The organism is Pseudomonas reactans, from assembly GCF_013385825.1.
GTDB lineage: Bacteria > Pseudomonadota > Gammaproteobacteria > Pseudomonadales > Pseudomonadaceae > Aquipseudomonas > Aquipseudomonas reactans.
Genome location: NZ_JACAPG010000021.1, coordinates 12060 through 24540, shown reverse-complemented (window position 1 = coordinate 24540; position 12481 = coordinate 12060). Strand labels below are relative to the sequence as shown.

The 12481-nt window shown below is 59.7% G+C and carries 13 protein-coding genes; all 13 read right to left on the bottom strand.

What is annotated here, in order from left to right:
- Window positions 1-103: 103 nt before the first annotated feature.
- The gene (der, locus tag HX868_RS24795) at window positions 104-1573 is read right to left on the bottom strand and encodes a ribosome biogenesis GTPase Der (protein ID WP_016977675.1); all 1470 of its coding nucleotides are present in this window, start codon (window positions 1571-1573) and stop codon (window positions 104-106) included.
- A gap of 205 nt (window positions 1574-1778) precedes the next feature.
- Window positions 1779-2930: an outer membrane protein assembly factor BamB gene (gene bamB, locus HX868_RS24790; RefSeq protein WP_016977674.1), complete on the bottom strand. Its 1152-nt coding sequence runs from the start codon at window positions 2928-2930 to the stop codon at window positions 1779-1781.
- Complete coding sequence (locus HX868_RS24785) at window positions 2923-3564, bottom strand: YfgM family protein (RefSeq protein WP_016977673.1); 642 nt, start codon at window positions 3562-3564, stop codon at window positions 2923-2925. The genes bamB and HX868_RS24785 overlap by 8 nt, the downstream gene beginning before the upstream one ends.
- 41 nt (window positions 3565-3605) lie before the next feature.
- Complete coding sequence (gene hisS / locus HX868_RS24780) at window positions 3606-4895, bottom strand: histidine--tRNA ligase (RefSeq protein WP_177004686.1); 1290 nt, start codon at window positions 4893-4895, stop codon at window positions 3606-3608.
- Between the two features lie 23 nt (window positions 4896-4918).
- Window positions 4919-6028, bottom strand: coding sequence for a flavodoxin-dependent (E)-4-hydroxy-3-methylbut-2-enyl-diphosphate synthase (gene ispG / locus HX868_RS24775; protein ID WP_003175952.1), 1110 nt, complete (start codon window positions 6026-6028; stop codon window positions 4919-4921).
- Window positions 6029-6030: 2 nt separating this feature from the next.
- The gene (locus HX868_RS24770) at window positions 6031-7011 is read right to left on the bottom strand and encodes a RodZ domain-containing protein (RefSeq protein WP_177004685.1); all 981 of its coding nucleotides are present in this window, start codon (window positions 7009-7011) and stop codon (window positions 6031-6033) included.
- Window positions 7011-7769 carry a type IV pilus biogenesis/stability protein PilW gene (gene pilW / locus HX868_RS24765; protein WP_177004684.1) on the bottom strand — a complete coding sequence of 253 codons (759 nt, stop codon included), beginning with the start codon at window positions 7767-7769 and terminating at the stop codon, window positions 7011-7013. Before pilW ends, HX868_RS24770 begins: the two co-directional genes overlap by 1 nt.
- Before the next feature lie 12 nt (window positions 7770-7781).
- Window positions 7782-8930: a dual-specificity RNA methyltransferase RlmN gene (rlmN, locus tag HX868_RS24760; protein ID WP_177004683.1), complete on the bottom strand. Its 1149-nt coding sequence runs from the start codon at window positions 8928-8930 to the stop codon at window positions 7782-7784.
- Window positions 8931-8959: 29 nt separating this feature from the next.
- Window positions 8960-9385 carry a nucleoside-diphosphate kinase gene (gene ndk / locus HX868_RS24755; RefSeq protein ID WP_003175956.1) on the bottom strand — a complete coding sequence of 142 codons (426 nt, stop codon included), beginning with the start codon at window positions 9383-9385 and terminating at the stop codon, window positions 8960-8962.
- Between the two features lie 92 nt (window positions 9386-9477).
- Complete coding sequence (iscX, locus tag HX868_RS24750) at window positions 9478-9678, bottom strand: Fe-S cluster assembly protein IscX (RefSeq protein WP_016977667.1); 201 nt, start codon at window positions 9676-9678, stop codon at window positions 9478-9480.
- 14 nt (window positions 9679-9692) lie between these two features.
- Complete coding sequence (fdx, locus tag HX868_RS24745) at window positions 9693-10034, bottom strand: ISC system 2Fe-2S type ferredoxin (RefSeq protein WP_015885743.1); 342 nt, start codon at window positions 10032-10034, stop codon at window positions 9693-9695.
- A gap of 3 nt (window positions 10035-10037) precedes the next feature.
- Window positions 10038-11900, bottom strand: coding sequence for a Fe-S protein assembly chaperone HscA (gene hscA, locus HX868_RS24740; RefSeq protein ID WP_177004682.1), 1863 nt, complete (start codon window positions 11898-11900; stop codon window positions 10038-10040).
- 53 nt (window positions 11901-11953) lie between these two features.
- Complete coding sequence (gene hscB, locus HX868_RS24735; RefSeq protein ID WP_177004681.1) at window positions 11954-12475, bottom strand: co-chaperone HscB; 522 nt, start codon at window positions 12473-12475, stop codon at window positions 11954-11956.
- Between the last annotated feature and the right edge of the window lie 6 nt (window positions 12476-12481).

The following is a 12481-nucleotide window of genomic DNA, read 5'->3' as shown; positions in this document are numbered from 1 at the left end:
GAGCCCCAAGTTTTAAGCTGCCAACTACACCGGGTCAAGGCACAAACCACCGCGCACAAAAAAGGGCTCCAAAGGAGCCCTCTCTCACAACTTGAAGCTGCCGTTATTTCTTGTCACGGCGCTTCTTGTCGGCCTTCTTGTGGTGAGTCATCAAACGACGCTTCTTGTTCACCTGACGGTCAGTCAGTGTGTTCTTGTTGCCTTCGTATGGGTTCTCGCCACCCTTGAACTCGATACGGATCGGCGTACCGACCAGTTTCAAGACACGGCGGTAGGTGTTTTCCAGGTAACGCACATAGGACTTCGGCACCTTCTCGATCTGGTTACCGTGGATCACGATAATCGGCGGGTTGGCACCACCCAAGTGGGCGTAACGCAGTTTGATCCGGCGGTTGTTGACCATCGGCGGCGCATGCTCACCAACGGCGTCTTCCAGGATCTGGGTAAGGCGATTGGTCGGCCAGCGGGTGACCGCGGACTTGAACGAGTTCTGTACGGACGCGTAGAGGTTGCCCACGCCGGTGCCGTGCAGTGCCGAGATAAAGTGGATATCGGCGAACTCGACGAAGAACAGGCGGCGTTGCAGCTCGATCTTGACGAAATCGCGCTCGCTCGGCGTCATGCCGTCCCACTTGTTGATCGCGATCACCAGTGCCCGACCGGCCTCCAGGGCAAAGCCCAGCAGGTTGAGGTCGTGGTCCACCACGCCTTCGCGGGCGTCCATCACAAAGATCACCACGTTGGCGTCTTTGATCGCCTGCAGGGTTTTCACCACAGAGAACTTTTCAACTTCCTCGTGGATCTTGCCGCGCTTGCGCACACCGGCGGTGTCGATCAGCGTGTACTTTTCCTCGTTGCGTTCGAACGGGATGTAGATGCTGTCGCGGGTGGTGCCGGGTTGGTCGTAGACGATAACCCGGTCTTCACCGAGCATGCGGTTGACCAGCGTCGACTTGCCGACGTTAGGGCGGCCGATGATGGCGATCTTGATACCGTCTTTTTCGCTCGGGCCAGGAATGCGCTTGGCTTCCTCGCCTTCGGCAACGATTTCCTCTTCGCCTTCTTCTTCCTCGACATCATCCTTGGGGAAATCGCGCAGGGCGATTTCCAGCATCTGGGTGATACCGCGACCGTGAGCGCCGGCGACCGGAATCGCATCGCCCAGGCCCATCGGGCTGAACTCGGCACGGGCCGCTTCAGGATCGATGTTGTCGATCTTGTTCGCGACCAGATAGGAACGCTTGTTGCGCTTGCGCAGGTGCTCGCCAATCATTTGGTCAGCAGCGGTGTAGCCCGCACGGGCGTCCACCAGGAACAACACGACATCGGCTTCTTCAATGGCGAGCAGAGACTGCTCGGCCATCTTTTCGTCCATGCCATGCTCGTCACCGGAGATACCACCGGTGTCGACAATAATGTAGGAGCGCCCTTGCCACTTTGCCTCACCGTATTGGCGATCACGGGTCAGACCGGACAAGTCGCCGACGATGGCGTCGCGAGTCCTGGTCAGGCGGTTGAACAAGGTGGACTTGCCGACGTTAGGTCGGCCCACCAGGGCGATTACGGGAACCATGCGGCTCTCCACTTCGTTATTTCAGAAAATACAAAAGCCGCTGCAGGGCAGCGGCTGGTGCTCGACTGTAGGAGCGAGCTTGCTCGCGAAAAACGCAAAGGCACCGCGTTTATTCAGACAGCACGCGTTATCGTTGACGATTTTCGCGAGCAAGCTTGCTCCTACAGGTGAAGCTACTTGAGGGGCTACCCCCCAAGCATAGTTCTTACTTGATGGTCAGGGCTTCCAGCTTGCCGCTGTTGCCAAACACATAAAGCATATTACCCACGACCAGCGGACGCGCACGCAGGCCGTCGCTGTCGATACGCTCGCGACCCACGAAGCGACCGTCCACCTGGCTCAGCAGGTGCAGGTAGCCTTCGAAGTCACCCACGGCGACGTAGCTGGAGAACACTTCCGGTGCCGACAGTTGACGGCGAGCCAGGGAGTCGTTGCTCCACAGCGCGGTAGTAGAGCGTTCGTCGACACTTTCAACGGTGCCTGACGCCAGGCTTACGTAGACGCTGCCAAACCCTTGGGCGACACCGGCGTAGCTGGAAGCATCACGCTGCCAGTTAACGCGGCCGCTCTGCAGGTCCAGTGCGGCAACACGGCCCTGGTAGGTAGCGACGTAGAGGGTTTCACCGGACAGCAGCAGGCCGCCGTCGATGTCCACTACGCGGTCCAGCTCGGAACGACCTTGCGGGATGGCCACACGGGTTTCCCAGGCCGGCACGCCGTTCTGGGTATCCAAGGCGACCACTTTACCGGTCGACAGGCCAGCAACGGCCAGATTGTTGGTCACAATCGGACCACTGGTACCGCGCAACGTCAGTACCGCTGGGGTGCTGTCGTACAACCAACGCTGTTCGCCAGTGCTGGCGTCGAGGCCGATTACACGGTCGTCCTGGGTTTGCACCACGACGATATCGCCGTTGGTGGCAGGCGGTGCGAGGACTTCACTGGTCACGCGAGCGCGCCATTTCTCTTCACCGGTGCTGGAGTCCAGGGCCACGACTTCGCCTTTCAGCGTGCCGAGCATCACCATGCCGTAACCCACGCCGACGGCGCCGGAGACTGGCAATTCGAGGTCTTTCTTCCACTTCACGTCGCCGTTCATGCGATCCATGGAGATCACCACGCCGGTCACGTCAGCGGCCACAATGTTGTCACCGTCGATTGCCGGTACCAACATGTTGTAGGTGTCGCCCTGACCGTCACCGATGGAGCGGCTCCACTGCTTTTGCAGGACCACTTCTTCCTTGAAGCTGGTCAGCTCGGCCGGAGGCAGTTCTTTTTTACTGTTGCTGCTGCAACCCGCGGCCAGAACGGCCAGAGCCAGCAATGCTGCATGTTTCCAACGGATCACGTCACGCATCCCCTTTGGCCAAGTCGTCCAGCTTGATTTGTAAGCCACCGACCGCCGCTTCATCAGACAGCGCCGCCTTGGCTTTTTGGTACGCAGCATTGGCTTCGTCGGTACGACCCAATTGGACCAACAGGTCGCCCTTGAGCTCTTCGCGAGTGGCTACAAATGCCTTGTCAGCATCGCCGTCGAGCAGTTTGAGTGCTTCGTCAGCCTTGTTCTGTGCCGCCAGTACCTGAGCCAGGCGCTGACGTGCGATTTCACCCAAGGTCGGGTTGGTCGGCTTGTCGGCGATGGCCTTCAGCTCAGCGGCGGCGTCATCCAGCTTGCCGGTGTCGACCGCGACTTTCGCGACGAACAGGCTGCCGTATTGGGCGTAGGTGCTACCGCCGAATTCGTTCTTCAGCTTGCCGGCCAGGTCTGCAACCTGCGCAGGGTCGGGCTTGCCGTCCGGCGTCAGGGTGGTTTCCAGCAATTGCTGATAGAGGATCGAGGCGCCTTGGGACTGGTTAGCCTGATACTTGGTCCAGGCTTGCCAGCCGAACACCACCACTAAAGCCAGCAGACCGCCAGTAACCAGGGGCTTGCCGTTACGCTGCCACCAGTCCTTGAACTCGGCCAGTTGATCATCATCAGAACTCGACACCCCAATACTCCTTAATCGCTAAATTCGGCTGTTCGACAGCTTCAACCCTGCACGACGCAGGTGGCCAAGTGCGCAGCGAGCGCATCAAAGGCAATGTTCTGTTGCTCGCCCTGGCCACGCAGGGGTTTGAAACCTATCACTTGCTGGGCCAATTCGTCATCGCCAAGGATCAGCGCATACAACGCACCGCTCTTGTCGGCCTTCTTGAACTGGCTCTTGAAGCTGCCGGCGCCGGCATTGACTTGCAGACGCAGGTTCGGCAGTTGGTCACGGACCTTTTCGCTCAGAGCCAGGGCAGCCAGTTCGGCGGCCTCGCCAAAGGCGCACAGGTACACGTCCACCTGACGGGAGATCTCTTCCGGGACCTGCTCCAGGGTTTCCAGCAGCAGGATCAGCCGCTCGATGCCCATGGCGAAGCCCACGCCGGTGGTCGGCTTGCCGCCCATCTGCTCGACCAGGCCGTCGTAACGACCACCGGCACACACGGTGCCCTGGGCGCCGAGTTTGTCGGTGACCCACTCGAACACGGTCTTGCTGTAGTAATCGAGGCCGCGCACCAGCTTGGTGTTGATCACGAACGGAATACCGGCCGCTTCCAGACGAGCCTTGAGGCCCTCGAAGTGGATACGGGACTCGTCGTCCAGGTAGTCGGCCATTTTCGGCGCATTGACCAGCACGGCCTGGGTATCGGCGTTCTTGGTATCGAGGACGCGCAATGGGTTGGTCTTCAGACGGCGCTGGCTGTCTTCGTCCAACTTGTCCAGGTGGGCGGACAGGTACTCGACCAGGGCCACTTTGTAGCGGCCGCGGGATTCACTGGTGCCCAGGCTGTTGAGTTCAAGCTTGACCGCGTCGCGGATGCCCAGCAGGCCCCACAGGCGCCAGGTCAGGACGATCAGCTCGGCGTCGATGTCCGGGCCGTCGATGTTGAACACTTCCAGGCCGATCTGGTGAAACTGGCGATAACGGCCTTTCTGTGGGCGTTCGTGACGGAACATCGGGCCGATGTACCACAACTTCTGCGGCTGGCCGGCACCGGTGAGGCCATGCTCAAGCACAGCGCGAACGCAGGCGGCAGTGCCTTCCGGACGCAGGGTCAGGGAGTCGCCGTTGCGGTCTTCAAAGGTGTACATCTCTTTTTCGACGATGTCGGTCACTTCACCGATGGAGCGTTTGAACAGCTCGGTGAACTCGACGATCGGCATGCGGATCTGCTTGTAACCGTAGTTATCCAGCAGCCGCGCGACAGTGCCCTCGAAATAGCGCCACAGCGGCGTCTGTTCCGGCAGGATGTCGTTCATGCCACGAATGGCTTGCAGAGACTTGCTCACATCAAATCCTTAAATTCGTTCAATCAGCCGCGCGCGATCAGCGCTGCGTCAGCCGCGACCTTTTCGGCCGCTTTCTCGCGGATCAGCTTTTCCAGCTCATCCACCAGATTGTCATTCGTCAACTTCTGCGACGGCTTGCCGTCGATGTAGATCAGGTTCGGCGTACCACCGGTCAGCCCCACATGGGCCTCTTTGGCCTCGCCCGGCCCGTTGACCACGCAACCGATCACTGCAACATCCAGCGGCACCAGCAGGTCTTCAAGGCGCAATTCCAAGTCGTTCATGGTTTTAACCACGTCGAAGTTCTGCCGCGAGCAACTCGGGCAGGCAATGAAATTGATACCACGGGAACGCAAACGCAGGGATTTGAGAATGTCGTAACCGACTTTCACTTCCTCTACAGGGTCTGCTGCCAGCGAAATGCGGATAGTATCGCCAATCCCTTCGGCGAGCAGCATACCGAGACCCACCGCAGATTTCACTGTGCCTGAACGTAAACCGCCCGCTTCAGTGATACCCAGGTGCAACGGCTGCACGATTTCCTTGGCCAGCAGGCGGTAGGCTTCTACCGCCATGAACACGTCGGAGGCCTTTACGCTGACCTTGAAGTCCTGGAAATTCAGGCGTTCAAGGTGCTCAACGTGGCGCAGCGCCGATTCAACCAGTGCCGCCGGGGTAGGTTCGCCGTATTTCTTTTGCAGGTCTTTTTCCAGGGAACCGGCGTTGACGCCGATACGGATTGGAATGCCACGGTCGCGAGCGGCATCCACCACAGCGCGCACACGGTCTTCACGACCGATGTTGCCCGGGTTGATACGCAGGCAGTCCACACCCAGCTCGGCCACGCGCAATGCAATCTTGTAGTCGAAGTGAATATCGGCAACCAATGGCACCTTGACCAATTGCTTGATGCGGCCAAAGGCTTCAGCAGCATCCATGTCCGGCACAGAGACGCGCACGATGTCTACGCCGGCTGCTTCCAGACGGTTGATCTGGGCAACCGTGGCGGCCACATCATTGGTGTCGCTGTTGGTCATGCTCTGGACCGCGATGGGGGCATCGCCACCCACCGGCACCGAGCCGACCCAGATCTTGCGCGATACGCGACGTTTGATTGGAGATTCGCCGTGCATGACTATTGTCCCAACTTCAGGCGAGCGGTCTCGCCACTGGTGAACGGCGCTACGTCCACAGGCTGGCCGTTGTAGGCCACTTGCGCGCCACGGGCAAAGCCCAGACGCAGCGTCAAAGGAGGCTTGCCGCCCTGGTCGAGCGTATCTCCCTTACGCTTCAGACCGCTGAACAGCACTTTGCCGTTGCCATCGGTGACTTGCGTCCAGCAGTCAGCGATGAAGGTAATCTGTACACGGCCATCACCGGCGATCAACGCTGGGGTGGTAGGCGGCGAAATCGCAGGGGCAGCGGGAGCGGCTGGGGCCGGAGTCGCTGGCGTCTGCGCTGGAGCGGCCGGCGTGTGAGCCGGGGCAGTAGGCGTTGCAGGAGCCGGTGCCGCAGCAGTCGCGGCTGGCGCGGTTTCCGGTGCGGCTGGCTGCTCGGTGGCAGCCGGTACTTCCGGCGCGGCCTGGCTTTCGGCAACGGCCTGGTCTTCCGGCTCATCCAGCGGGTGAATCTGGGTGGTGCCGTCAGCGCTCTCGACTTCGACGTGCTCCATTGCGTTGCTGGTCAAGTCCTTGGCGCGCTGGGAGGTCTGGTCTTGCCACCAGACGAAACCGCCACCAATGACCGCGATCAGCAGCAACAGGCTGACTATTCGCAAAATCGTGTGGGAAACCCGCACCGGCTCTTCGATACGCCCCAGGCCGTGGACATTGCTGCCTTGGGAATCGGTGCCGGTGAATTGGTCGAACTCCTGAACCAGTATGGCCTGGTCGATACCCAGCAATTTGGCATAGGCGCGGATATAGCCGCGGGCAAAGGTGTGCCCAGGCAGCTTATCGAACGCGCCGGCTTCCAGGTTGCCCAGGGACGTCGTGGTCAAATTGAGCTTGAGGGCCACTTCTGCCAGCGACCAACCATTGCTTTCGCGGGCCTGACGCAAGGTGTCGCCTGGGTTTACGCGATTAGCTGCTACAACTTCCGGGTGCGCCGCTTTCATCATTGCTCCGACAGGTATTGCTGATATTCCGGCGTACCGGGATAGAGTCGTTCGAGTTGCTGGCCAAAACGTGCGGCCGTGTCGCGTTCTTCATGAACCGTCGCCAGGCGCACACCGAGCAATAGACTACGTGCATTTTGCCCGCTGAGCAGGCTAAAACGCTCGTAATAGTCACGTGCCGGCACATAATGCCTGTCATCAAAGGATAACTCAGCCATTTCGAGCAACGCCCGAGGCTGGCGACCGTTCAAATGCAGGGCTTTTTCCAGTTGCTGGCGGGCGCTGTCGCGCTGACCGAGGCGCATCGAGGTCACCCCAAGGTTCTCGAACACCCGCGAACGCTCAGGATAGAGGGTATCGGCGCTGGCTTGCTGGAAATAAAGGGCGGCCTGGTCATAACGTTTTTGCGCGAACAGGAAGCTGCCGTAATTGTTCAGCAGCCGCGGGTCGGCAGGCCGGGAGGCCAGTGCCTTATGGAAATACTGTTCGGCCAGTTCAGGCTCGGCCTGGGCCTGGAAAACCAGGGCCAGTGCGCCATTGGCGTCGGCATCGTCGCTGTCCAGCTCCAGGGCCTTCTTCAGCGGCACCTTGGCCTGCTCGCTCATGCCTTGTTGCAGATAACCCAAGCCCAGTTGCACATAGGCAACCCGCGCCTCGTCACGGCCTTTACCGGTTTGCAAAGGGCTCTCATGACCCGATGAAACACAACCGGCCGCGAGACCGGTAACAAGCAAAAGCAGCGCAAGGCGCAAGGGCATAGAGATCCTCTCTCAGATTCGATTCACAGCAATCAGCGGTAAATCGTCGGCGGCTTTCGCTTCGCGTCCGGCGATATAACGCTCGCTGCGGCGGGTACGGTCCATCACCTGCCCTACCAATTGGCCACAAGCGGCGTCGATGTCTTCACCACGCGTGGTGCGGACGGTCACGTTGTAGCCAGCCTGGTGCAGTTGATCCTGGAAACGGCGGATGGCGTTGTTGCTCGGCCGCTCGTAGCCAGAATGTGGAAACGGGTTAAACGGAATCAGGTTGATCTTGCACGGGGTGTTCTTGAGCAACTCGATCATCTCGACCGCGTGTTCGACCTTGTCGTTGATGTCCTTGAGCATCGTGTACTCAATGGTCAACACGCGTTTTTCGCCCAAGGTCGCCATGTAACGCTGGCAAGATTCGAGCAGCATCTTAAGCGGATACTTCTTGTTGATTGGCACCAATTGGTTACGCAATGCGTCATTCGGTGCATGCAGCGACAACGCCAGGGAGACGTCGATGTGCTTGGCCAGCTCATCGATCATCGGTACCACGCCAGACGTCGACAGGGTCACGCGGCGCTTGGAGATGCCGTAGCCCAGGTCGTCCATCATCAGGCGCATGGCCGAAATGACGTTGTCGAAGTTCAGCAGCGGCTCACCCATGCCCATCATCACCACGTTGGTGATGGCACGGTCGACGGTCGCCGGGACGCTGCCAAAGGATTTGTTGGCAATCCACACCTGGCCGATCACTTCGGCGGCGGTGAGGTTGCTATTGAAGCCTTGCTTGCCGGTGGAGCAGAAACTGCAGTCCAGGGCACAGCCTGCCTGGGACGAAACGCACAAGGTGCCGCGCTTGCCCTGGGGAATGTACACGGTCTCGACGCAGCTGCCGGACGCCACGCGCACCACCCATTTACGGGTGCCGTCGGTGGAGATGTCCTCGCTGACCACTTCGGGACCACGCACCTCAGCAATGGCCTTGAGCTTGTCGCGCAGGGCCTTGCTGACGTTCGTCATGGCGTCGAAATCGTCGACGCCAAAGTGGTGAATCCATTTCATTACCTGACCGGCACGGAAACGCTTCTCCCCGATTGAGTCGAAGAATTTCTCCATTTCCGGCTGGGTCAGACCCAGCAGGTTGGTTTTAACAGTCGATGTAGTCATGGATTCACCCTCACTCTTTAAGCCGATGCTTAGCGAGCGGTTACTTCAGTAGCAGCGAAAAAGTACGAGATTTCGCGAGCAGCAGCAGCTTCGGAGTCCGAGCCGTGTACAGCGTTGGCGTCGATGGATTCAGCGAAGTCAGCACGGATAGTGCCGGCAGCAGCTTCTTTAGGGTTGGTAGCGCCCATCAGCTCACGGTTCAGAGCGATAGCGTTTTCGCCTTCCAGAACCTGAACAACAACAGGACCGGAGATCATGAAAGCAACCAGGTCGCCGAAGAAACCACGAGCGCTGTGCTCAGCGTAGAAGCCTTCAGCTTCAGCCTTGGACAGTTGCTTGAGTTTCGAAGCTACAACCTTCAGGCCGGCTTTTTCGAAACGAGTGGTGATCTCGCCGATGACGTTTTTTGCAACAGCGTCAGGCTTGATGATGGAGAAAGTACGTTGAACAGCCATGGTGTAACTCCAGAAACGGTAATTTACGAAAAATTAAACCCGCGAATTATACGCGGGTTATTGGGTATTGCCTAACTGCGTAAAGGGAGGCGTCAGTCCTGTTCTTCTTTCCAGGCAGTCTGGATAGCTTCCAGAACCTTCTCACCGCCGCGATCACGCTCATCTTCGAACCCCGGCAACGCCATGACCATGTCACGCAAAGCTACAAAGTTCAGGGAGTAAGGATCCAGATCCGGGTTGGCATCCGCCAACAGGATAGCGATCTCTTGCACATCAACCCATTTAAGACTCATGACACTTCCTTGAATCAATGCGGCGCTTCGGCGGCGTGGTTGAGGGAATATTTCGGAATTTCGACAGTGATGTCTTCCGTGCCGACCTTTGCCTGACAGCTTAGACGCGAAGTCGCCTCCAGGCCCCATGCGCGGTCGAGAAAGTCCTCTTCCAGCTCATCAGCCTCTTCAAGGCTGTTGAAGCCCTCGCGGATGACGCAATGGCACGTGGTGCAAGCGCACACACCGCCGCAGGCGCTTTCGATCTCGATGTGGTTGTCATGGGCAACTTCGAGGATGGACTTGCCGGTCTCAGCCTCCACGACCATACCGTCCGGGCAATGCTCGGCGTGTGGCAGAAAAATGACCTGCGGCATTAATTATTCCTCGATTTCATTCAGGTTGCGTCCCGCCAAGGCGGCTTTGACCGTCTGGTCCATACGACGGGCGGCAAAGGCATCGGTCACTTGGGACAGGCGCTTGGTCTGTTGCTCGATGGCATAACCATCGTCGCCGTTCATCAGTTCGGCCAGCTCCTGCATTTGCAGGTCAATGACCATGCGCTCTTCGGCATCCAACAGGCGCTCGCCGTCAGCATCCAGCGCGCCCTGCACCGCTTCGAGCAGGCGCTGGGCGTCGACTTGCTGCTCACGCAATACACGGGCGACCTTGTCGTCACCGGCATATTGGAACGAGTCCTTGAGCATCTTGGCGATTTCACCGTCGGTCAGGCCGTAGGACGGTTTGACCTGGATGCTCGCCTCAACGCCTGAGCCCAGCTCGCGCGCGGCCACATTCAACAGGCCATCGGCGTCAACCTGGAAGGTCACGCGGATCTTCGCCGCACCCGCGACCATCGCCGGGATGCCGCGCAGTTCAAAACGCGCCAGGGAGCGGCAGTCGCTGATCAGCTCGCGCTCGCCTTGCAGCACGTGGATCATCATGGCCGTCTGGCCATCTTTGTACGTGGTGAAGTCCTGGGCGCGGGCGACGGGAATGGTGGTGTTGCGTGGAATCACCTTCTCCATCAAGCCGCCCATGGTTTCCAGACCCAGGGACAACGGAATCACGTCGAGCAGCAGCAGCTCGCCACCGTCGCGCTTGTTGCCGGCCAGGGTGTCGGCCTGGATCGCGGCGCCGATGGCGACCACTTGATCCGGGTCGATTTCAGTCAGCGGCTGGCGACCAAAGGCCTCGGCGACAGCTTCACGAACACGCGGCACACGAGTGGAACCGCCGACCATGACCACGGCACCGACATCTTCCAGCTCGATACCGGAATCACGCACGGCGCGGCGGCAGGCTTTCAGGCTGCGGGCAACCATCGGCTCGATCAACGCATCAAAGGCTTCGCGCGTCAGTTGGGCCGACCAGGTGCCGTAGGAAACTTCAACGGATGCGGCGTCAGTCAGCGCTTCTTTGGCGGCGCAGGCGGTTTGCAGCAGGTTACGCTGCGCGCCCGGATCCAGATCGGCCGACAAGCCGGCGCTGCTGATGATCCAGCCCGCAATGGCGTGATCGAAGTCATCGCCGCCCAGGGCGCTGTCGCCGCCGGTGGCCAGCACTTCGAAGACACCTCCGGTCAGGCGCAGGATCGAAATATCAAAGGTGCCGCCGCCCAGGTCATAAATAGCGACCAGGCCTTCTGCGTGCTGGTCCAGGCCATAAGCCACGGCCGCAGCAGTCGGCTCGTTGAGCAGGCGCAGCACGTTCAGGCCGGCGAGTTTTGCCGCATCCTTGGTAGCTTGGCGCTGCGCGTCATCGAAATAAGCCGGAACGGTGATCACTGCACCGACCAGTTCGCCGCCCAGGGTTTTTTCCGCGCGCTGGCGCAGCACCTTGAGGATATCGGCCGACACTTCCACGGGGCTTTTTGGGCCCTGGATGGTGTCGATGAACGGCATATGGGATTCGCCGCCGACAAAGCGGTACGGCAGTTGGTCACCCAATTGCTTGACGTCGGACAGACCACGACCCATCAAGCGCTTGACCGACAGCACGGTATTCAAAGGATCGGTAGACGCCGCCAGTTTGGCCGACTCACCGACTTCGGTGCGATCAGCGTGATAGCGCACGGCAGACGGCAGGATCACCTGGCCATCGGCGTCGGGCAGCGGCTCGGACAGGCCGCTGCGCAAGGCAGCAACCAGGGAATTGGTGGTGCCCAGGTCAATCCCGACCGCCAGGCGACGCTGGTGCGGTTGAGGGCTTTGGCCGGGTTCGGCGATTTGCAGTAGGGCCATGGTAATCAGGTCTTATCTGTCTATCAGGCGTGCATCACGGGCAGCACACTGGGTTAATCGTCGAGGCGCTCTTCTAGCTGGCGCACTTCGTAGGTGAGCTTGTCGAGGAACTGCATGCGCCGCATCAGGCGTTCGGCCTGTTCACGTTGCGCCGCATCATCCCAACAAGCTGCGAAGCTTTCGTTGAGCTCATCCTGGGCCATTTTCAGACGACGCTTGAAGACTGCGACGCCGGCCAGATCGGCTTCGTCCTGCAAGTCCTCGAGTTCCTCGCGCCACTGCATCTGCTGCATCAGAAAGTCCGGGTCGTGAACCGTAACTTCCAACGGCAACTCCCCACCGTTCATCGCGAGCAAGTAACGCGCGCGTTTCGGAGGGTTTTTGAGGGTCTGATAGGCTTCGTTGAGGCTGGCTGACCGCTCCAGCGCCAGGCGTTGCTCACGCTCGGAAGCGTCAGCGAAGCGGTCCGGATGCACGCCACGCGCCAATTCTCGGTAGCGCGTGGCAAGCTGCTCAAGGTCCAGCCGAAAACTCGGCTGCAGCTCGAATAAAGCGAAATGACAAGGAGTACCCACAAATAG

Coding starts and splice junctions, on each gene's coding strand:
- der (WP_016977675.1), bottom strand. CDS start 1,573: ATGGTTCCCGTAATCGCCCTGGTGGGCCGACCTAACGTCGGCAAGTCC.
- bamB (WP_016977674.1), bottom strand. CDS start 2,930: ATGCGTGACGTGATCCGTTGGAAACATGCAGCATTGCTGGCTCTGGCC.
- ispG (WP_003175952.1), bottom strand. CDS start 6,028: ATGCACGGCGAATCTCCAATCAAACGTCGCGTATCGCGCAAGATCTGG.
- HX868_RS24770 (WP_177004685.1), bottom strand. CDS start 7,011: ATGAAAGCGGCGCACCCGGAAGTTGTAGCAGCTAATCGCGTAAACCCA.
- pilW (WP_177004684.1), bottom strand. CDS start 7,769: ATGCCCTTGCGCCTTGCGCTGCTTTTGCTTGTTACCGGTCTCGCGGCC.
- rlmN (WP_177004683.1), bottom strand. CDS start 8,930: ATGACTACATCGACTGTTAAAACCAACCTGCTGGGTCTGACCCAGCCG.
- ndk (WP_003175956.1), bottom strand. CDS start 9,385: ATGGCTGTTCAACGTACTTTCTCCATCATCAAGCCTGACGCTGTTGCA.
- iscX (WP_016977667.1), bottom strand. CDS start 9,678: ATGAGTCTTAAATGGGTTGATGTGCAAGAGATCGCTATCCTGTTGGCG.
- fdx (WP_015885743.1), bottom strand. CDS start 10,034: ATGCCGCAGGTCATTTTTCTGCCACACGCCGAGCATTGCCCGGACGGT.
- hscA (WP_177004682.1), bottom strand. CDS start 11,900: ATGGCCCTACTGCAAATCGCCGAACCCGGCCAAAGCCCTCAACCGCAC.